At 70.1% G+C, this 18,640-nt stretch carries 20 protein-coding genes; 8 read left to right on the forward strand and 12 right to left on the reverse strand.

Translation table 11 applies throughout. From position 1 onward, the window contains the following. The first annotated feature begins 12 nt into the window (after positions 1-12). Entirely contained in the window at positions 13-504 is a 492-nt protein-coding gene (locus ACLIME_RS15815) for a MarR family winged helix-turn-helix transcriptional regulator (RefSeq protein WP_079704614.1), read from the forward strand. Between the two features lie 10 nt (positions 505-514). Here ACLIME_RS15815 and ACLIME_RS15820 read toward each other — a convergent pair whose 3' ends face one another. Next, positions 515-1,012 (reverse strand): GtrA family protein, encoded by a 498-nt coding sequence (locus ACLIME_RS15820; RefSeq protein ID WP_138945987.1) that lies wholly within the window; start codon positions 1,010-1,012, stop codon positions 515-517. A 4-nt stretch (positions 1,013-1,016) separates the two neighbouring features. Next, positions 1,017-2,537 (reverse strand): glycosyltransferase family 39 protein, encoded by a 1,521-nt coding sequence (locus ACLIME_RS15825; protein ID WP_411557507.1) that lies wholly within the window; start codon positions 2,535-2,537, stop codon positions 1,017-1,019. Positions 2,538-2,744: 207 nt separating this feature from the next. Here ACLIME_RS15825 and ACLIME_RS15830 point away from each other — a divergent pair, with 207 nt between their 5' ends. After that, positions 2,745-3,398 carry a hypothetical protein gene (locus ACLIME_RS15830; protein WP_079704617.1) on the forward strand — a complete coding sequence of 218 codons (654 nt, stop codon included), beginning with the start codon at positions 2,745-2,747 and terminating at the stop codon, positions 3,396-3,398. Between the two features lie 313 nt (positions 3,399-3,711). On the opposite strand, the gene ACLIME_RS15835 is transcribed toward ACLIME_RS15830, so the two are convergent. The 3 genes from ACLIME_RS15835 to ACLIME_RS15845 form a co-directional block, all read right to left on the reverse strand. Then, positions 3,712-4,983: a DUF222 domain-containing protein gene (locus tag ACLIME_RS15835; RefSeq protein ID WP_411557508.1), complete on the reverse strand. Its 1,272-nt coding sequence runs from the start codon at positions 4,981-4,983 to the stop codon at positions 3,712-3,714. 722 nt (positions 4,984-5,705) lie between these two features. Beyond that, a complete protein-coding gene (locus tag ACLIME_RS15840; RefSeq protein ID WP_079704619.1) occupies positions 5,706-5,879 on the reverse strand; it encodes a CsbD family protein in 174 nt (57 codons plus the stop codon). A 201-nt stretch (positions 5,880-6,080) separates the two neighbouring features. Continuing rightward, on the reverse strand, positions 6,081-6,809 hold the full coding sequence (locus ACLIME_RS15845) for a VIT family protein (protein WP_411557509.1): 729 nt from the start codon (positions 6,807-6,809) through the stop codon (positions 6,081-6,083). A 160-nt stretch (positions 6,810-6,969) separates the two neighbouring features. Between ACLIME_RS15845 and nhaA the strand changes: the two genes are divergently transcribed. Then, positions 6,970-8,286, forward strand: coding sequence for a Na+/H+ antiporter NhaA (gene nhaA, locus ACLIME_RS15850; RefSeq protein WP_411557510.1), 1,317 nt, complete (start codon positions 6,970-6,972; stop codon positions 8,284-8,286). Here nhaA and ACLIME_RS15855 read toward each other — a convergent pair. Genes ACLIME_RS15855 through ACLIME_RS15880 form a run of 6 tightly spaced genes read right to left on the reverse strand, consistent with a single transcriptional unit; the run spans position 8,240 to position 12,774 of the window. Beyond that, on the reverse strand, positions 8,240-8,569 hold the full coding sequence (locus ACLIME_RS15855) for a CHY zinc finger protein (RefSeq protein ID WP_411557511.1): 330 nt from the start codon (positions 8,567-8,569) through the stop codon (positions 8,240-8,242). The genes nhaA and ACLIME_RS15855 overlap by 47 nt on opposite strands. Next, positions 8,566-9,162: an energy-coupling factor transporter transmembrane component T family protein gene (locus ACLIME_RS15860; RefSeq protein WP_411557512.1), complete on the reverse strand. Its 597-nt coding sequence runs from the start codon at positions 9,160-9,162 to the stop codon at positions 8,566-8,568. The genes ACLIME_RS15855 and ACLIME_RS15860 overlap by 4 nt, the downstream gene beginning before the upstream one ends. 4 nt (positions 9,163-9,166) lie before the next feature. Beyond that, entirely contained in the window at positions 9,167-9,877 is a 711-nt protein-coding gene (locus tag ACLIME_RS15865) for an energy-coupling factor ABC transporter ATP-binding protein (protein ID WP_411557513.1), read from the reverse strand. Further along, positions 9,874-11,022: a thiolase family protein gene (locus ACLIME_RS15870; RefSeq protein WP_411557514.1), complete on the reverse strand. Its 1,149-nt coding sequence runs from the start codon at positions 11,020-11,022 to the stop codon at positions 9,874-9,876. The genes ACLIME_RS15865 and ACLIME_RS15870 overlap by 4 nt, the downstream gene beginning before the upstream one ends. Further along, entirely contained in the window at positions 11,015-12,172 is a 1,158-nt protein-coding gene (locus ACLIME_RS15875) for a class I adenylate-forming enzyme family protein (RefSeq protein ID WP_411557515.1), read from the reverse strand. The genes ACLIME_RS15870 and ACLIME_RS15875 overlap by 8 nt, the downstream gene beginning before the upstream one ends. Continuing rightward, positions 12,169-12,774 (reverse strand): biotin transporter BioY, encoded by a 606-nt coding sequence (locus ACLIME_RS15880; RefSeq protein WP_191940156.1) that lies wholly within the window; start codon positions 12,772-12,774, stop codon positions 12,169-12,171. Before ACLIME_RS15880 ends, ACLIME_RS15875 begins: the two co-directional genes overlap by 4 nt. A gap of 94 nt (positions 12,775-12,868) precedes the next feature. Here ACLIME_RS15880 and ACLIME_RS15885 point away from each other — a divergent pair, with 94 nt between their 5' ends. After that, a complete protein-coding gene (locus tag ACLIME_RS15885; protein ID WP_159877011.1) occupies positions 12,869-13,480 on the forward strand; it encodes a TetR/AcrR family transcriptional regulator C-terminal domain-containing protein in 612 nt (203 codons plus the stop codon). 106 nt (positions 13,481-13,586) lie between these two features. Further along, a complete protein-coding gene (locus ACLIME_RS15890) occupies positions 13,587-14,087 on the forward strand; it encodes a MarR family winged helix-turn-helix transcriptional regulator (protein ID WP_079704629.1) in 501 nt (166 codons plus the stop codon). 28 nt (positions 14,088-14,115) lie between these two features. On the opposite strand, the gene ACLIME_RS15895 is transcribed toward ACLIME_RS15890, so the two are convergent. Further along, positions 14,116-14,964, reverse strand: a complete 849-nt coding sequence (locus ACLIME_RS15895) for a DNA/RNA non-specific endonuclease (RefSeq protein WP_411557516.1) — start codon at positions 14,962-14,964, stop codon at positions 14,116-14,118. Positions 14,965-15,198: 234 nt separating this feature from the next. On the opposite strand from ACLIME_RS15895, the gene ACLIME_RS15900 reads away from it, so the two are divergent. From ACLIME_RS15900 to ACLIME_RS15910, 3 genes are all read left to right on the forward strand, one after another. After that, positions 15,199-16,500, forward strand: coding sequence for an ABC transporter substrate-binding protein (locus ACLIME_RS15900; protein WP_124768237.1), 1,302 nt, complete (start codon positions 15,199-15,201; stop codon positions 16,498-16,500). Positions 16,501-16,589: 89 nt separating this feature from the next. Beyond that, positions 16,590-17,654: a carbohydrate ABC transporter permease gene (locus ACLIME_RS15905; RefSeq protein ID WP_192019902.1), complete on the forward strand. Its 1,065-nt coding sequence runs from the start codon at positions 16,590-16,592 to the stop codon at positions 17,652-17,654. Beyond that, a complete protein-coding gene (locus ACLIME_RS15910; RefSeq protein WP_411557517.1) occupies positions 17,651-18,550 on the forward strand; it encodes a carbohydrate ABC transporter permease in 900 nt (299 codons plus the stop codon). Before ACLIME_RS15905 ends, ACLIME_RS15910 begins: the two co-directional genes overlap by 4 nt. Positions 18,551-18,640 lie beyond the last annotated feature (90 nt).

The raw sequence follows: 18,640 nt of genomic DNA on the forward strand, positions 1-18,640 counted from the left end.
AAGAATTCAGCTATGAGCGATGACGTCGACCCCGCCGAGGCGGGAGCCGTCATCCAGGCGTCCCTCGCGACGGTGCTCCGGTGGTCCACCAGGGCCGACAACCGGCGTTCACTGCACGACGCCGAGGGTGCCGCCCTCACCGCCACGGACGCGTGGCTCCTCGAATACGTCATCACCGCCGGGCCGATCCGCATGTCCACGGTCGCGGGCTGGATGGACGTCGACAAGTCGACCGCGACGGCCGAGGTGCGTCGCCTCGAGGAGGGTGGTCTCGTCGTCCGGGCGACGGATCCGAGTGATCGCCGCGCGGTGCTCGTGAGCGCGACGGACGAGGGACGGACCGCCCTCGAACGACACCGGCAGGCGGCGCAGCAGGTCTACAACACCCTCGTCGGCAAGTGGAGCGAGCGCGATCGAGCGGAACTCGCCCGGCTGCTCTCGCGGTTCGTCGACGAGTTCTCCTGGGTCAGCGACGCCGTCTCGCAGCACAACGCGAGTCGCTGACTCTACGGCCTCACGGGTCGATGCGCACCGGGATCGGTCCCGTCCGCTCCGCCCGCGGCCCGTACACCCAGAAGCGGTAGAGCACGAAGCGGAACGCGGAACCGAGGGCCAGCCCGACGATGTTCGCCGACACGTTGTCCGCCAGCGGCGTCGTCAAGTGCATCGCGTCGTGGGAGACCCAGAGGCAGGCCAGGGCGATCGCGCCGCCCGCGAGACTCACCAGACCGAATTCGAGCGCTTCGCGGGCGACGTCCGAGCGCCGATGCGCGCGGAAGGTGAGGAGCCGGTTGCCCACCCAGTTGGCCACGATGGCGAGCGTCGTGGAGATGCCCTTCGCCACCAGCAGCCCGGAGGTGCCGGTGTGGAGGAACACGGTGTACGCGAGCAGGTTGAAGACCCCGACGTCGACGAGGAAGCCGGCGCCGCCGACGAGGCCGAAGGCGGCGACCTCGCGGACGATCGGTCGCCGGAGCAGTGCGCGCGGATCGGGAAGGGCTCGGATCACCATCGCGTCACGACCTGACCAGCTCGAAGACGATGCTGCGGTGGACGGGGATCCGCTGCTCGACGTGGTAGCCGAGCGCCTCCAGATCCGCCACGTTCGGAGAGGTGCTCGAGCCCTCGACGACCCAGACGGTGTCGTGGCCGATGAGCCGGTCGTGGATCTCGGACAGCGGCGCGGCGAGATCCCAGAGCTCGGGGCGGTCGCGGTAGCTCGTCTCGAGCGCCACGTCGTCGAGACCGGCGAAGGCCTGCGGGTAGAGGTCGATCGCGAGCCGCGACTTGCGCGAGGGCTTCACCGACTGGTCGAAGACGACCGCGTCGCCCGGCGCGGCATGGGCCTGGACGACCTCCGCGGTCTGCCGGAGGTCGCTGCCGTCGTCCTTCGCGAACGGGCCGCGCTGTTCCGCGAGGACCGGGATCGCGAGCGCCAGCACGAGCGCGACACCGACCGCGGTCGCCACCGCGCGGTCCACCCGCTTCGGCAGGAGGTCGATGATCGTCCGGAGTCCGAGCGCCATCATGATCGCGACGGCCGGGACGCAGAAGGTGACGTAGCGCAGGTTGTACATCGGCGTCACGAGGGTGTTGCCGATGATGAGCAGCGCGGTCGGTGCGAGCGCCCAGACGGCGATCATCGCCAGGGCGCGACGCTGTCGGGAGGATCGGCGCACCACGAGGACCCCGATGGGAGCGAGCACGATGAGCAGCCACGCGAGCACGGCGAAGGCCGGCGTCTGGAACCACTGGCCGACGAGCACCGATTCCGGCGTCGCGTAGTCCCGCCTGCCGAGGAACGCGATCTGCTCGCGCTGCGCGATGCCCGCGATCACGATCGGAGCGCCGAGGACCAGTGCGCCGACCAGGGACCAGCCCCACGCTCGCATCACCCTCCGCCCGGGGCGTTGGAGCACCATCCACGTGGCGTGCACGAGGAGGAGCATCGCGAGGTACAGGAACAGGTACATCGAGGCGGCGCTCGCGATGGCGAAGAGCGCCCAGCTGCGGCGCGATGTGGACCGGCGGCGAACGAGCGACACGAACCAGACCGTCAGCCACACGACCGCGGCCATGCCCAGCGCATAGGAGCGCGTCTCGGCGCCCATCCTGGTGACCTGGGGGATGACGGCGAACACGAGGCCCGCCGTGATGCCGATCGCCGGGGTGAAGATGGACCGCGCGAGCACGACCGTGCCGGCCGCGGCCAAGCCGACGCCGATCGCGCTCGGGAACCGCGTGACGGCCTCGGCGGTGCCGAAGGCACCGGTCCAGACGTGCAGGAACGCGTAGTACAGGCCGTGGACGGCGTCGATGTGGCCGATCATCCCGAACATGACGGGGAGGGGGCGTTCGGCGGCGAGGACGCTCGCCGCCTCGTCACCCCAGTACGACGGCGTGCCGATGCCGATGAGCGAGACGAGGGTGGCGAACAGGCCGACGACCCAGGGTGCGGCGCGGCCGCCGAGGAGGGTGTGGAGGGCGTCCCACCGACGGCGCGAGGGCGCGGTCGGGACGGTGATCGTCGCAGTCATGGGTTCCCCTCGGACGCGACAACCTGGCGCGTCGTCTCATCGTCCGCCGCTCGGATGAACGCCAGCAGAGAGATTCCTGAGAGGCCGCGGGGGATCCTGCCGGGACCCGACGGCAGGAGCCCGGCCGCCCCGGTGGGGAGTTGTCCCCATCGCGCGGCAACGGCGCGCGGGACAGACTGCTGGAGTCCGCCGCCGAAAGGAATCCCGATGCAGCTCTCCCGCGTCACCGCCCTGATCACCCTCCCCGTCGCAGCCATGCTCGTGCTGGCCGGATGCTCCACGCCGTCGGCCCCCGACGCGAAGCCGACGGAGAAGGCTTCGTCGTCTGCGACGTCGAAGCCGACCTCGACCGGATCGGCGGACGGTGAGGTCACCGAGCCTGGAGCGCAGGTCGGGATCGATGAACCGATCGTCTACGAGTCGCAGGGCACCGACGGCGTCACCGCGCTCATCAGCGCGAAGCTGACCGAGGTCACCCCCGCGACGGCCGACCAGGTCGCGTTCCTCAAGACGCAGTTCGACGGCGGGGAACTCGACGGCTACGACATCACGCTCATCCGGCTCGAGATGACCAAGGTGTCGGGCGACCCGGTGGCGTTCAACAGCGACGCGACCTCCTTCTCGCCCGTCGACGCCGATGGCGAGAAGGTCCAGGAGGCCACGCTCATCGGGTGGGACGAGTGCGGATCCGAGTCGTTCACCGAGGAGTTCGACGCTGGCGCGCCGATCACGCAGTGCTACGTCGCGGCGGCTCCCGCCGGTGGCAAGGCTCCGGCCGGCCTCATGTACGACGGCGGCTTCACCGACCCGAACCCGTACGACTCCTTCGACGGCGACCCGATCCTGCTCATCAAGGACTAGCTGCACTGCAGGCCTGAGTGCCCTTCGACAGGCTCAGGGACCGGAGCGTCGCGGGTGAACCTCTCCCGCTCACTGAGCCTGTCGAAGTGCCCGCGAGGAACCCGCATCGTTCCGGTGAACCTCTCCCGCTCACTGAGCTTGTCGAAGTGCCCGCGATGAACCCGCATCGTTCCGGTGAACCTCTTCCGGTCACTGAGCTTGTCGAAGTGCTCGCGAGGAACCCGCATCGTTCCGGGCACACCTCTCCCGGTCACTGAGCCTGTCGAAGTGCGCACGAGGAACCCTTCGACAGGCTCAGGGATTGCGGCGGGGTTCAGAACGGTGCGGGATCCGGTTCCGTTCGATGGTGTTTCCCGTCGGGCGTTGTCCAGTCGAGGACCCCACCGGGTCCGTGGTCGAGGTTCCAGCCGGGCAGGTGCTTCATCCGGTGATGATGTCGACACAGGCAGGCGAGGTTACCGACATCCGTCGTCCCGCCGTCTTCCCAGGCGACCGAGTGGTCGAGGTCGCAGGCCCGGGCGCGTCTGCCGCAGCCGGGTGCGCGACAGGTGCCGTCCCGGAGGCGCACTGCGCGCTGCAGGTCGGCGGGAACGCGGTACTGGTTGCGTCCGACGGAGAGGATCGCGCCGGTTTCGGGTTGGACGAGGATCCGGGTGAAGCTGGGCGCGTTCACCGCGATGCGTGCTGCGGTCTCCGGGTCGATGGGGCCGTAGCCGTCGAGGGTGGCCGGGGCGTCGCTGACGCCGGCCATGCTCAATGCCGGGACGGTGATCTGCACGGTGGGCTTGATGTGCTCCTGGACCTCGATCGGGTGCGGGAGCACCGGGCTCGACATGACGTCGTCCGGGGTCACACCGGTGAGCGCGAGCGCCGCGAGGGCATCCGCCTGCAGCTGTCCGCAGGTGCGGGTGTCGCCCGCCTTGCGTGACTCCGCCGCGGCCGCTTCGACGCGCTCGATGATGCCCTGCGCGATGGGCGCCGTGGTGAAGAGGTGCACCCACGCCATGCCGTCGGCCGCGGGCTCGAACTCGACCCGGCGGTCAGCTTCGGAGCGGACCGCTCGCGCGGTGATCGATTCGGGGTGGAGGCGCTCGCGGAGGACGCGGGCGCGTCTGCGGAGGTTCGCGTTGGTGGACTCTTCCGCGACCGGCAAGACCTCAGCGAGGAACGCCGCTCGCCCCGCGGTCGGCACGTCATTGAGTTGGTCGATGATCGTCTGCGCGTGCCGCGCTGACATGCGGCCGGCTTCGAGGGACTCGAGCACGGCGGGTGCGTCGTTCACGAGACGCTCGGCGTCGTTCGTCGCCCGCTGGACCGTCTGCTCGGGGGTGCGGGTCGCCATCGCGAGGGCTGCGCAGGTGGATCGGCGGGAGAGGGCCAGTCGCTCGGCCGGCGGGAACACGGCCGGAACGACCGAGTCCGCGAGCGCGTCCGCATATGCGGCAGAGCGAGCCAGCAAGCGCGCTTCTCGGGCGTCGAGAGCCGCCCGCAGCCGGTGGATCTCCGCGTACTCCTCCGAGAACTCCACCAGCTGCGCGGCGTAGTCATCGCCGTCGCGGATCGCGGTGGTGGTGGTCTCGGTCATGGAACCAGTCCACCATGGACCACTGACATTCCAGATGATGAGTCTGGGGACTGTGGAAGTTGCTCGTGGGCCCTTCGACAAGCTCAGGGATCGGAAGAAGATCACCGGAACGGGAAGCCCCTCGCGTGCCCTTCGACAGGCTCAGGGATCGGAAGAAGATCACCGGAACTGGAAGCCCCTCGTGTGCCCTGCGACAAGCTCAGGGACCGGGGGAAGATCACCGGAACGGGAAGCCCCTCGCGTGCCCTTCGACAGGCTCAGGGACCGGGGGAGGTCGGTCGGATCGGCGGGGTTTTCCGTTGGCCCTTCGACAGGCTCAGGGATCGGAAGAAGATCACCGGAACGGGAAGCCCCTCGCGTGCCCTTCGACAGGCTCAGGGATCGGAAGAAGATCACCGGAGCAGGAGGTCCCTCGTGTGCCCTTCGACAAGCTCGGGGACCGGAGGAAGATCACCGGAACGGGAAGCCCCTCGCGTGCCCTTCGACAGGCTCAGGGACCGGGGGAGATCGGCCGGATTGGCGGGGTTTTCCGTGTGCCCTTCGACAAGCTCAGGGACCGGGGAGAGGAGCCAGGGACCGGAGGAGGGGAGCCAGGGACCGGGGAGGGGCGCCAGGGACCGGGGGAGGGGGGTCAGGGACCGGGGGTGAGCCGAGTCGGCGTCCCGCAGACAGACGAACGCCGGTGACCCGAGCGGGGCACCGGCGTTCGTGTGATCGGGAGGTCAGTTCTTGAACGCGTCCTTCACGTTCTCACCGGCCTGCTTCACGTCGGACTTGGCCTGGTCGGCCTTGCCCTCCGCGACGAGCTTGTCGTTGTCTGTCGCCTTGCCGACGGCCTCTTTGGCCTTGCCCGCGAGGTCTTCGGCGGCGTTCTTGATCTTGTCTCCTGCGCTCATATGGTGCTCCTCACATGTTCTTCGGGCTGTCGATCCGCACTGATCGAATCCGACAGGGCGACCTGGTGGACGCCCTTCACTTCTACACCCGGGAGCTCGACGTCCGGGCGGGGCTCCAGCAGACTCCCAGAGAACTCCCCGGACCACACAGCACCAGTGCACCCGTCGTCGGTTCGTCCTCGACTGCCAGGACCCCGGCCATCAGACCACGCCGCTCGTGCCGAGCAGGGTGCCGATCGCGAAGGTGGCTGTGAGGGCGAGCGCTCCGCCGACCACGACCCGGACGGTCGGGCGGAGCACCGGGTTGCCACCGATCCTCGCGCTCGTGAAGCCGGTGAGCGCCAGTGCGATGAGCACGACGACGAAGGTGATCGGGACGCGCACCTCGGGCGGCGGCAGCAGGATCGCGAGCAGGGGGAGCAACGCCCCGACCGTGAAGGCGAGCGCCGAGGCGCCGGCGGCCGCCCACGGGCTGACGACCGCGTCCTCGGTGATGCCGAGTTCGGCCTCGAGGTGCGCCGTGAGCGGGTCGTGTGCGGTCAGCTCCTCGGCGACCCGCCTCGCGGTCGTCGGCTGGAGCCCCTTCGCCTCGTAGATCCCGGCGAGTTCCGCGAGCTCCGCCTCGGGGTCGTCGGAGAGCTCCCGCCGCTCCTTCGCGATGAGGGCCCGCTGACTGTCCCGCTGGCTGCTCACCGACACGTACTCGCCGAGGGCCATGGAGATCGCACCACCGACGAGCCCCGCGACACCCGCTGCGAGGAGCGGGGCGCTGTCGGTCGTGGCACCGGCGACACCGACGACGAGGGACGCGACGGAGACGATGCCGTCGTTCGCGCCGAGTACACCAGCACGGAGCCAGTTCAAGCGGCCCGCGAGGTCACCGCGATGCGGTTCGTCCGGGTGGGCGCCGGGTGGTGGTGATGAGCTCATGGATGCATCCAAGCACCGCGCGGGCCGCCCGCGCAGAGTTCCCGACCGGCCGCTTGCCCGATCGCCTAGAATGGAGGCTGGTGCGCCGGGAAGTCTGGTCGGCGGGCGATCGATCGGGATCGCTCTGCTGCTCGACCGAACCCTCACCCGAAGGATCCGTATGCCCGACGCTCACCGCTCCCACGACCTGCCGGCCGACCAGGCCCCGCACTCGATCTGGCGTGGCATCCACCAGACGCTCCAACAGGACACCGTCGGTGGCGCCCTCCTCGTCGTCGCCACCGCACTCGCGCTCGTGCTCGCCAACACCGGTGCTTCCGAGTTCTACCTGAGCGTCCGGGACTTCACCTTCGGTCCGGAGGCGCTCCATCTGAACCTCTCCATCGGTGCCTGGGCGGCCGACGGACTCCTCGCGATCTTCTTCTTCGTCGTCGGGCTGGAGCTCAAGGAGGAGTTCGTCGCCGGCAAGCTCCGGAACCCCAAGACCGCCGCGCTCCCCATCGCCGCTGCGGTCGGTGGTGTGGCCGTGCCCGCCGTCATCTACGTCCTCGTGAACCTGAGCGCCGGGCCCGACGCACTGCAGGGCTGGGCGATCCCGGCCGCCACGGACATCGCGTTCGCGGTCGCGGTGATCGCGGTGGTCGGCAAGTTCCTGCCGCCGGCACTGCGCACCTTCCTGCTCACGCTCGCCGTGGTGGACGACCTCATCGCCATCAGCATCATCGCGATCTTCTACACCGACCACATCGAGTTCCTGCCGCTGGCGCTCGCCGCGGTGCCGCTCGCCGTCTTCGCCGTGCTCGTCCAGCGCGGCGTCCGGGCATGGTGGGTGCTCATCCCGCTCGGCCTGTGCACCTGGGCGCTCATCCACGCGTCCGGTATCCACGCGACCGTCGCCGGCGTGCTGCTCGGCTTCATGGTGCCCGTCTTCTCGACCAAGCGTGCCCGCGTCCAGGTGGGGACCACCGCGGAGGGGCGTCCGATCTACGAAGGCCTCGCGGCGCACTTCGCCGATCGCTGGAGCGTCGTCTCCACGGCGGTCGCCGTCCCGATCTTCGCGTTCTTCTCCGCGGGCGTGGTCATCGGCGGGCTCTCCGGGCTCGTCGAGTCCTTCCAGGACACCATCGCGCTCGGGATCATCGCCGGGCTCGTCCTCGGCAAGCCCATCGGCATCCTGGTGACGACGTTCCTCGTCACCCGCCTGCCCGGCCTCGGCCTCGACCCGTCGATCCGCTGGGTCGACCTCGTCGGCATGGCGTTCGTCGCGGGCATCGGATTCACGGTGTCGCTGCTCGTCGGTGAACTGTCCTTCGGGGTCGGCAGCGAGTCCGACGACCACGTCAAGGTCGGTGTGCTCGCCGGCTCGCTCATCGCCGCCACCATCGGTGCCGCGATCCTCGCCGCCCGCAACCGCGTCTACCGGCGGGCGGTCACGGTTGGAAGTAGTACGCCGAGTGCAGGCGGCAGCCCGGATTGAACCGGGCGTCGCAGTTCGGGCAGCCGTCGACTTCCAGGTAGCGGTCGATCGTCAGTTCCGTCGAGCACACGCCGCACAGGATCGCCTCGCGGTCGCGCTGCTCGCGCGGCCACTGCTCGGCCGGGTGGTCGGCGCACTCCGCGTGGCACAGATGGCACGGGTAGTACTCGCCGCAGCAGGCGAAGCGGATCGCGATGACGTCGAGCGGGGTCGCATAGTGGACGCAGCGTGTCTCGTCGTCGACCGTCTTGCCGAGGACGCGCACGGTGTCGTCGCCGCTCATCGGACGCCCCGGGCGGTGAGGGCCTCACCGAGCTCGTCGGCGTGCTTCAGCGACACCACGAGGAACGGCACGACGAAGGTCACGAGGTTCGACCCGGCCCCGCGCGCCCGCTGCGCTTCCCGGACGCTCGTGGCCAAGCGGGCGAGGACGGGCACCGTGTTGATGGCGACGGCGAGCATCAGGGCGATGCGCGAGGGGTCGACACCGAAGCGACCCAGGGGCTGGAGGACGCGCTCGAAGGCGTCGAGCAGGTCGGCGACCCGCGTGCTCAGCACCAGGAGCGCCGCGAGCAGGATGGCGGCGACGATCCGGGAGGTGTTCGACACGGCGGACTCGACGTCGAGGAACAGCAGTTGGCCGGCCACCGTGATCGTGATGATCCAGCGGATGAGCAGGAGCTGCCGTCCGAGCTCGCCGAGGCCGAGGCCCGAGGCGAGGTAGGCGAGGACGGTCACCGCGGTGGCGATGCCAGCGGTCCACCAACTCGTCGGCAGGAGCGAGATCGCGAGCACCACGACGAGGATGCCGAGCGCCTTCGGGCCGGCCGGCGCGCGATGGAGCCAGCCGGAGCCGGGACGGTAGAGAGTGATCACGCGGTCACGCCCGCAGACTCGCGCGGTAGGCCGCGATCACGTCGTCCGGTGCTCCCTGCGCGACGACCCGCCCACCGTCGAAGAGCAGCGCGGTGTCGCAGCGGGCGGCGAGCTCCAGGTCATGGGTGACGAGGAGGAGCTGATGGCCTGCCTCGGGGTGGAGGAGGTGATCGGCGACGGCGGCGCTGTTGCGGGCGTCGAGGTAGGCGGTGGGTTCATCGGCGATGAGTAGCGCCGGCCGGCGGATCACGGCCCCGCAGAGCGCCAACAGCTGCTTCTGGCCGCCGGAGAGTTCGTAGGCGGACCGGTCGGCGAGGGCAGTCAGGCCGAACTCGTCGAGCGCATCGGCGACCTGCGCGGCGATGTCGGCCTTCGACGCCTTCGTGCCGCGGAGGGAGAACGCGACGTCCTCCGCCACCGTCGGCATGACGATCTGTGCGTCCGGGTTGCTGAACACGATGCTGACGAGTCGTCGAAGGGTCGCCGTGTCCTTCGCGGCGTCGACGCCGTGGACCTGGACGCTGCCGACGGTCGCTCGCGTGAGGCCGCCGACGAGCCGGGCGAACGTGGACTTGCCCGAGCCGTTCGCGCCGATGACCGCGATGCGCGCGTCGTCGAGGTGAAGCGTCACGTCGTCGAGTGCGACGGTGTCGCCGAGACGAGCGGTGACGCCGTCGAGACGGATGGCGGATGACTGGTCGATGTCCCCGATCATCGCACGACCTCGAACACCGCGGCGACGCCGAGACCGCCGCCGACCGAGGCCGCCGCCACCCCGATCGTGCCCGCCGGAGCCCCGCCGCGGACGAGCCGCGAGAACAGGCGGACCACGGCGACCGCACCGCTCGCGCCCCACGGATGACCGAGCGCGAGGGCGCCACCGTCGGCGCAGAGACGCTCGTCGTCCTCGGCGACACCGAGTCGGTCGAGCACGGCGAGCGTCTGGGCCGCGAACGCCTCCACGATCTCGAACGCGGCGACCTGCGCGAGGTCCACGCCGGCCCGATCGAGAGTGTCGAGGATCGCCGGCGCGGCCCCGATCCCCGGGAGTGCCGGGTCGCAGCCGACGACGGCGTGTGCCCGGACGGCGAGGCCGGGCGTCGTGCTCCCGTGGGCGGGCCCGCCGGGCACGACGAGCACGGCAGCCGCTCCGTCGCTCACCCGGCAGGTGTTGCCTGCGGTGAGGGAGCCGTCGGTGAAGAGCGGCGTGAACCGGGGGAGCAGACGCTCGATCCCGCGGCGCGGCGCCTCGTCCTGCTCCGCCGCCCCGACCAGCGGCACGAGCTCGTCGGTGAACCGTCCGGCGGCGACGGCGCTCGCCGCACGGTGCGTGCTCCGCGCCGCGTAGGCGTCCTGGCGTTCGCGGGAGATCCCGTCGTGCTCGGCGAGGTCCTCCGCGGCGCGGGTCATGTCGGGGTCGTGCCATCCCGCCGGTGCGAACGGTGCGCGTGCGTAGGCGACGCCGTCGACGGAACGGGTCGGCGCGGTCGACGCGCTCTCGACCCCGCCGGCGATCCGTGGCCGATGGTCGCCGGCGCTGATCGCCGTGGACGCCTCGATGATCGCCGCGAGGCCGCTGCCGCACTGCCGGTCGACGGTGAGCCCTGCAACGTCGAAGCCGAGGCCGGCCCCGAGCGCGGCGACGCGGGCCGGGTTGCCGCCGGGGCCCATGCAGTTCCCGAGGACGACGTCCGCCACCACCGGCGGCAGGCCCAGCACGTGCGTCGCATCGTCGTGCACGGCGCGGACGACGGGGACCGCCAGCTGCTCGACCGTGAGTGCGGCAAGGGCGCGCCCGCGCGTCGCGATCGGCGTCCGTCGGGCCGCGACGATGCGCGGGAGGGCGTGCGACTCAGACAAGGGACGCCACCGTCCCTGCCGCGAGACGATCGGCGAGCTCCGCGCGGGCTGCCTTGCCGGTGACGGTGCGGGGCAGCTCGTCGACGACGAACCACCGTCGGGGCCGATGGGTCGGCGGCAACAGCGGTGCGAGGGCGTCGCGAAGCATCGCGCGGGTCGGACGCGCGCCCGGGTGCAGTTCCAACACGGCCGTCACGAGCGATCCGACCCCGGCGTTCGGCAGACCGAGCACGACGGCGTCGTCCACCTCGTCGAGTCGGCGCAGAGCCTCCTCGACATCGGCGGGGATGACGGTTGCCGCGGCCGTGAGGATCGCATCGTCGGATCGGCCGAGGAGCGTGACGATCCCGTCGTCGATCCGTGCGCGGTCGCCGACGGTGGACCAGTCACCGTCGCGTCGGAGCGGGCCCGAGCCCCCGAGGTACCCGGTCGCGACGAACGGCGATCGGACCCAGAGGACGTCGTCGTCGCGGACCTCGGGCTCGACGCCGGGGAAGGCACGGAGGCCCGGTCGATCCGGATCGGCGCCGTCGTCGACCGCCACGAAGGAGAGCTCGGCGGCTCCGTAGTAGGACACGACACGGATGCCGAGGTCCTCCGCCCTGGCGCGGAGTCCGGGGTCGAGTGAGGCGCCTCCGATCAACGCCACCCGCAGGCGGGGCGGCACCTCGCCGTCGAGCAGTGCCCGGAGGCCGTTCGGGGTCCCGTGGAACCGGGTCGCGTCACGGGCGTCGTCGGGGGTGAGCGCGTGGGTGGTCGGGAGGGCGAGCGAGCAACCGACGGCGGCCGCATGGGCGACCGAGAACAGCGACAGCGACGACGCGGGCGGCGACGACAGCGCCAGGACGTCGTCCGGCCCGAGGTCGAGCAGCGCGCCGACGGCCGGGAAGGAGTCCGCCCACGACGCGGCGGTCCTGAGCACGATGCGCGGCTCGCCCGTGGTTCCGGAGGTCAGCGTCGCCCACCCCTGGCCAGGCTGTGGACCGGACGCGGTGCTGCGGTCGCGTACGGAACGCCAGTACGACTCGCTCCACCGGTCGTCGCCGATCAACGGCACGCCGCCGGCCGCCCGCACCTCGAGCGCCCGACGGACGAGGTCGGTCGGCGCCCCGCCGCGCAGCGGGACGAGGTGCCCTGGACGCACGGTCATCCGATCCGGGCGGGCTCGCCGGGACGCGTGGAGCCGGCGCCGGCCGCGTTGCGGAACGCGCGCGGGTAGGCGCGGGCGAGCGTCATCGTGATGACCGTCGCGAGCACGACCTTCACGAGGTCGCCGGGCACGAAGACGAGGCTCTGCAGGGCGGTCTCGCCGAGTGGCAGGCGGGTGACGAGCGACTGCACCGGGATGCCGAACGCGTAGATGACGCCGATGCCGCCGGCGAAGACGCCGAGCGCGGTGCGCCACCAGCGCAGCCGACTCCCGCCGGCGTGCACGATGAGCCCGATCACGAAGACGCCGACGATCCAGCCGAGGAGATATCCGGCACTCGGTCCGACGAAGACGCCGATCCCGCCGCGACCGCCGGACAGGAGAGGGAGGCCGATGGCGACGAGCGCCAGCAGCACCAGCATGGAGAGCATGCCGCGCCACGGGCCGAGGATCGCGCCGGCGAGCATGACGCCGAGGGTCTGCGCCGTGATGGGCACCGCGCCGAGCACCGAGAACGCGCCGGGCAGGCCCAGGGCGGCCACGATGGCGGCGAACACGGCGATGCGTGCGATGTCGGTCGCGTCGATCCGGAGTCTGCTCATGCTGGGTCCTTCGTCGGGATGGTCGGTTCGCCTGGGGCGGGTGGATCGCACCTGAACGGTGTTCACCTGAACAGCGTTCACTATAGTGGTGCTCATGTCCGGTCCCGAAACAGTGCGTCGCCATCGGCGCGACGATGTGGCTCAGGTGGCCCTCCGCATCCTCGACGATCACGGCCTGGCCGACCTCACGATGCGCCGCCTCGCCGCGTCGCTCGACGTCCAGCCGAGCGCGCTGTACTGGCACTTCGAGAACAAGCAGACCCTCATCGCCGAGCTCGCCGACCGGATCGTCGATGCGCACCCGGCACCGGGTGACGCGGTGTCCGAGGCCGGTTCCGACTGGCGCGAGCGGACGCGCGTGGAGGCGGAGGCGCTGCGCGACGCCCTCCTCGCCTATCGCGACGGCGCCGAGGTGGTGTCGAGCACCTACGCGCTCGGGCTCGGTTCCGGGCGGGCGCTCACCCGGCTGACGGACGCGGTGTCGGTGGCCGGGTTCGACGAGGCGACGAGTCGACGTGCGGGCACGGTGCTGCTCCACTTCATCCTCGGGCACGTGTCGCACGAGCAGCAACGGATGCAGTACGACAGCGTCGGCGTGCTGGCTGACGCTGCGACGGATCCGCTCGGCCAGGAGGACCAGGCACAGGCGTTCGCCTTCGGGGTCGGTCTCCTCGTCGACGGCCTGGCGGCGCTCTCCGTCCGCTGACGGCTCGTCGTGCGCGATAGCACAGGGTGGATGGAACCGCCCACCGTCTGGATCGGCGGCGGCCCACGGTAGCGTTGGTGCAGGCAGGACGCGAGGGAGGCAGGCGATGGCGAAGGGTGATGACGACGACGTCGACATCGTCATCGACGCCTGGGCGAACGCGTTGCCCGACGTGGACTTCGCACCGCTCGACGTGGTGTCCCGCCTCCGCCGGCTCGTGCCGCACCTGCAGGAGGTCCGACGCCTGTCGTTCGCCGCGAGCAACCTGCGGCCGTGGGAGTTCGAGTTCCTCTCCATCCTCCGCCAGCACGGAGCGGACGGGCTGACGCCGTCCATCCTCGCCACCCGACTGGGCATCACGAGCGGCAACCTCGCGAGCCAGCTCGATCGTCTGGCCGCTCGCTCGCTCGTCGCCCGGCAGAAGAACGAGGCCGACGGCCGGAGCAAGATCGTCGTCCTGACGACCCTCGGTCAGCAGCGGGTCGACGAGGCGATGCGGCGGCTGGTGGACGACGAGAACGCGATGCTCGCCGGGCTCAGCCACGAGCAGGTGGCCGTGCTCATCGAGAGCCTCCGGGTCATCGGCGCGGCGCTCGAGCGTCGGTAGGGGTCTGGGTCGAGGTTCCGGACCCGCCTCAGAACCGCAGGTCGGACGGCCTGCTCAGCTCGATCCAGGTGTCGGTGTCGGGACGCACCGTCGCGGGAGCCGGCTCGAGGACGTCGGCGGAGGCGAGGGCACCGAAGTCGAGACCGGTGAGGTTCGCGAGGTCGAGGATCGGCAGCTGGAAGGTCCGGAACGGGCCGAGTGAGGGCACGGCGGCGGCCTCGTGCGTGTCGTCGATCGCACTGGACCGGTCGAGGTCGAGGTCGTCGAGCTGCGCCGACTGGTCGAGGAGGTAGCCGCTCGCCGCGAGCGCTCCGTCGTTCGACCACGCTGCCACCTTCCAGAACCGGCGTGGGATCTGCACGCCGCGGTAGAGCGGGTCCGTGTCGGCGAACACCGGCCCGGTGAAGACCGACAGTCGCCGGCGCCCGGCCGAGGCGTACTCGAGGACGAGGTCCTCCAGGCCGTTCCAGAGCTCGAGTGACTGGTTGAAGTCCGCAGCCTGCGGGGCGGCGTTCGTGTAGCAGAAGGTGTCGACATTGGCCTGCCGGGCGATCTCGACGGGCCCCCAGACCGGGTCCCTCCGCCGTACGAGGTGGCCGCGGTCGAGGTCGTTGCGGGCGTAGAGCTCCGGGCCGGCCTGCTCCTCGACCGGGACGCGGTCGTCGAGGTGCCAGTCGTCGCCACGCCCGAGGTCGAGGAGGGCGGCGCCGTCGATGTCGACCCCGGTCGCGGCTGCCAGGCGGCGGTCGGGGTCGAGGAGCACGGTGAAGTGCGTGTAGTCGAGCCGGCGGAGGCGCGCCAGCTCGGCGGGGTCGGCCGGTGCCGGGAGCTGCAGCTGGTCGGCGAGGTCGAGGAAGCCTGAATCGAAGCCGGTCATGGCAATGAGTCGATCATGAATCCGATCGAATCGGAACGGGGACCCGCCCGATGGCCACGACGTCACTGACCGTTCACGATCGTGCACCCGTTCCGCAACAAATGAGAGCGCTCTCTTGACCTCGTCCGACCCAGCGCTTAGTGTGTCCTGCATGCCCGTGGGAACGTTCCCACGGCGTCGCGCCGCGGATCCCGGATGGGTGGTCGGCCGACACCGAAGCGCACACACAAAGGAGTGACTGTGAACAGCAAACGCCGCGGCATCACCGCCGCATCCATCGCGGGGGCATCGATCCTCGCCGTCCTGGCCTCGGGGTGCAGTTCCCCCGCCGGCAGTGGCGGAGACGAGAAGATCACCCTCTCGGTCACCACGTTCGGCACCATGGGCGTCGACGCCAACTACGAGCAGTACATGGAGGAGCACCCCAACATCACCATCGAGGCCACCAACCTGGAGGGTGGTGGAGCAGCGCGCGACGACGCCTACGCCAAGATCGCCGCCGGAACCGGCCTCAGCGACGTCGTGGCCATCGAGGAGGGCTGGCTCGGAACCATCTCCGAGGTCAGCGACTCCTTCGTCGACCTCCGCGACTACGGCATCGAGGACGTCAAGGACACCTGGCTGGACTGGAAGTACGAGCAGGGCACGGACGCCGACGGTCGCGTGATCGGCGCCGGTCTCGACATCGGACCGCAGGGCATCTGCTACCGCGGTGACCTGTTCGCGGCAGCCGGTCTGCCGAGCGAGCGCAGCGAGGTCGCTGCGTACTTCGGCGGCGAGGACGCGACCTGGGACCGCTTCTTCGAGGTCGGTGAGGAGTACGTCGGTGCCACCGGGAAGGCGTTCTATCACAGCCCCCGGTTCTTCTGGAACTCCTTCGTGAACCAGCAGGAGGAGGGCTACTACAAGGCCGACGGCGAGACCCTGAACATCGAGGGCAACGACGTGCTGAAGGCGCAGTTCGCGAAGATCGTCGAGGCGGAACAGGCCGGGCTCGGTGCCGGTCTTCCGGGCTGGGACGTCGGCCCGGAGGCCAAGGAGGGCAAGTTCGCGACCTACATGTGCCCGAGCTGGATGCTCGGCATCGTGCAGGGCTATTACGACGAGGGCACGACCGACAGCGGTTGGGACTTCGCCGACGTGATGCCCGGCGGCGCTGCCAACTGGGGCGGTGCGTTCCTCGGCGTCGCCGAGAACTCCGAGCACAAGGAGGAGGCGGCCGAGCTCGCCCTCTGGCTCGCATCCCCTGAGGCGCAGGCCGCATCGTTCGAACTCGCCGGTCCGTTCCCGAGCACGCTCGACGGCCAGGAGCTCGTGAAGGACTCCACCAACCCGTTCTTCAACGACGCGCCGGTGGGCGAGATCTTCGCCGCGCGGTCGGAGGGGGTCGTGGCGCAGGTGAAGGGTCCTGAGGACTCCAACATCCAGGACAACGTGTTCGGTCCGATCCTCGACCGGGTGAGCCAGGGCGAGATCACCGATGGTGACACCGCCTGGAACGAGGCGCTCAAGCTGCTCGACCAGCTCGTCGGCTGACCTCCTCTCCGACGCAGCTCGCCGGGGCGTCCGTTCGCACGCGGACGCCCCGGCACCCCTCCCGCTCCCTCTCCCGGATTGGCAGAGACATGACCAGCACCGCAACCGTCCGCCGGCCACCTGCCGCGTTGACGTTCAGACAGAAGCTGAACCGCTTCGACTACCGCGCCTCGCCGTACCTGTACATCGCGCCGTTCTTCATCCTCTTCGCCCTCATCGGCATCTTCCCGATCGTCTACACCTTCAACGTGTCGCTGTACGAGTGGCATCTGTTGAAGGGCCAGGGCGACTTCGTCGGACTCGACAACTACGTCTCCGTCCTCTCGGACCCGTTCTTCTGGAACGCGTTCGGCAACACCGTCAGCATCTTCCTGCTCTCGGCGGTGCCGCAGCTCGTCATCGCGACGCTGATCGCCGCCCTCCTCGACCAAACGCTCCGTGGACGCACGTTCTGGCGGATGAGCATCCTGCTGCCGTACATCGTGGCGCCGGTCGCCGTCGCGGTCATCTTCCTGCAGATCTTCAACCAGTACCACGGACCGGTCGCCGGCCTCCTCGAACTCTTCGGGCTCGACCCGATCCGGTGGGCGTTCGACGTCTTCCCCTCGCACGTCGCCATCGCGAGCATGGTGAACTGGCGGTGGACCGGCTACAACGCCCTCATCCTCCTCGCTGCGATGCAGGCGATCCCACGGGACGTCTACGAGTCCGCCGCGCTGGACGGCGCGAACAAGCTCCGACGGTTCTGGTCGATCACGATCCCGATGATCCGCCCGACGCTCATCTTCGTCGTCATCACCTCGACGATCGGCGGGCTGCAGATCTTCACGGAACCGAAGCTGTTCGACCCCCGGAGCAACGGCGGATCCGACCGGCAGTTCCAGACGATCGTCCTGTACCTGTACGAGCTCGCCTTCCCGAGACGGGACTTCGGTCGAGCATCCGCCACCGCCTGGATCCTGTTCCTCGTGATCATCCTCGCGGGCCTGATCAACTTCGCCATCACCAGGGCCATCCGGACGAACGACGCACGTCCGGTGCGGATCCCGAAGGTGCGCGACACCCTCATCACGACGCGGTCCGTCAGCACCAGCCCGGCCCGCTCGCGTTCGAAGACCACGAGCACCACCGACCAGCGAGGCGGACGAGCATGAGCACCCTGATGGAACGCACGCGGACCGAACCGACCGCGACCACGGAGGCCCCGCGGTACCGCAAGGGCAAGGACCACGAGCGGCCGGGCATCCTCACCTACGCCATCCTCATCGCGTTCTTCGCCATCTCGGCGTTCCCGTTGTGGTGGTCGTTCGTCATCTCGAGTCGGCAGTCCTCCGACACGAACCTCGTGCCGCCCGCCGTCCTCCCCGGCCCGAACTTCCTCGGCAACGCGGCGAAGGTGTTCGAGACCGCCCCGTTCCTGCAGGCGCTCGCGAACAGCGTCATCATCTCGGGCGCGATCACAGTCTCGGTGGTGTTCTTCTCGACCCTCGCCGGCTACGCCTTCGCGAAGCTGAAGTTCCGGGCCAGCAACGGGCTGCTCCTCGCGGTGATCGCCACGATGGCGATCCCCACCCAACTCGGCATCATCCCGTTGTTCATGCTCATGGCCGAGTGGGAGTGGGTGGGGACGCTCCAGGCGGTGATCCTGCCGGGGCTCGTGACCGCGTTCGGTGTGTTCTTCATGCGCCAGTACCTCGTCGACGTCATCCCCGACGAGCTCATCGAGGCCGCGCGCGTCGACGGCGCGTCGATGTGGGGCACCTTCTGGCATGTCGCGCTGCCGGCCGCCCGACCGGCGATGGCCGTCCTCGCGCTCTTCACCTTCATGGCCGCGTGGACCGACTTCCTCTGGCCACTCCTCGTCCTCGGTCCGCGGAACCCGAGTGTGCAGACGGCGCTCGCGGCCCTGAGTGCGAGCGGCGGACAGACCCCGGACCACTCGCTCGTGCTCGCTGGCGCGGTGCTCTCGGTGATCCCGCTGCTGATCCTCTTCGTCCTCGCGGGGAAGCAGCTCGTGGCGGGCATCATGCAGGGCGCGGTCAAGGGATGACGCCCGCGCCGCATACAGTGTCTTCACACCGGCACGACTGAGGAGACACACCATCGACACCGAGACGGACTCCACCGTCCCCACGCTCAT

This window comes from Plantibacter sp. MPB07 (assembly GCF_046619465.1).
Lineage (GTDB): Bacteria > Actinomycetota > Actinomycetes > Actinomycetales > Microbacteriaceae > Plantibacter > Plantibacter auratus.

Coding starts and splice junctions, on each gene's coding strand:
- ACLIME_RS15875 (WP_411557515.1), bottom strand. CDS start 12,172: ATGACCGTGCGTCCAGGGCACCTCGTCCCGCTGCGCGGCGGGGCGCCG.
- ACLIME_RS15895 (WP_411557516.1), bottom strand. CDS start 14,964: ATGACCGGCTTCGATTCAGGCTTCCTCGACCTCGCCGACCAGCTGCAG.
- ACLIME_RS15890 (WP_079704629.1), top strand. CDS start 13,587: ATGGCGAAGGGTGATGACGACGACGTCGACATCGTCATCGACGCCTGG.
- ACLIME_RS15885 (WP_159877011.1), top strand. CDS start 12,869: ATGTCCGGTCCCGAAACAGTGCGTCGCCATCGGCGCGACGATGTGGCT.
- ACLIME_RS15830 (WP_079704617.1), top strand. CDS start 2,745: ATGCAGCTCTCCCGCGTCACCGCCCTGATCACCCTCCCCGTCGCAGCC.
- ACLIME_RS15815 (WP_079704614.1), top strand. CDS start 13: ATGAGCGATGACGTCGACCCCGCCGAGGCGGGAGCCGTCATCCAGGCG.
- ACLIME_RS15845 (WP_411557509.1), bottom strand. CDS start 6,809: ATGAGCTCATCACCACCACCCGGCGCCCACCCGGACGAACCGCATCGC.
- ACLIME_RS15855 (WP_411557511.1), bottom strand. CDS start 8,569: ATGAGCGGCGACGACACCGTGCGCGTCCTCGGCAAGACGGTCGACGAC.
- ACLIME_RS15865 (WP_411557513.1), bottom strand. CDS start 9,877: ATGATCGGGGACATCGACCAGTCATCCGCCATCCGTCTCGACGGCGTC.
- ACLIME_RS15910 (WP_411557517.1), top strand. CDS start 17,651: ATGAGCACCCTGATGGAACGCACGCGGACCGAACCGACCGCGACCACG.
- ACLIME_RS15820 (WP_138945987.1), bottom strand. CDS start 1,012: ATGGTGATCCGAGCCCTTCCCGATCCGCGCGCACTGCTCCGGCGACCG.
- ACLIME_RS15835 (WP_411557508.1), bottom strand. CDS start 4,983: ATGACCGAGACCACCACCACCGCGATCCGCGACGGCGATGACTACGCC.
- nhaA (WP_411557510.1), top strand. CDS start 6,970: ATGCCCGACGCTCACCGCTCCCACGACCTGCCGGCCGACCAGGCCCCG.
- ACLIME_RS15825 (WP_411557507.1), bottom strand. CDS start 2,537: ATGACTGCGACGATCACCGTCCCGACCGCGCCCTCGCGCCGTCGGTGG.
- ACLIME_RS15880 (WP_191940156.1), bottom strand. CDS start 12,774: ATGAGCAGACTCCGGATCGACGCGACCGACATCGCACGCATCGCCGTG.
- ACLIME_RS15905 (WP_192019902.1), top strand. CDS start 16,590: ATGACCAGCACCGCAACCGTCCGCCGGCCACCTGCCGCGTTGACGTTC.
- ACLIME_RS15840 (WP_079704619.1), bottom strand. CDS start 5,879: ATGAGCGCAGGAGACAAGATCAAGAACGCCGCCGAAGACCTCGCGGGC.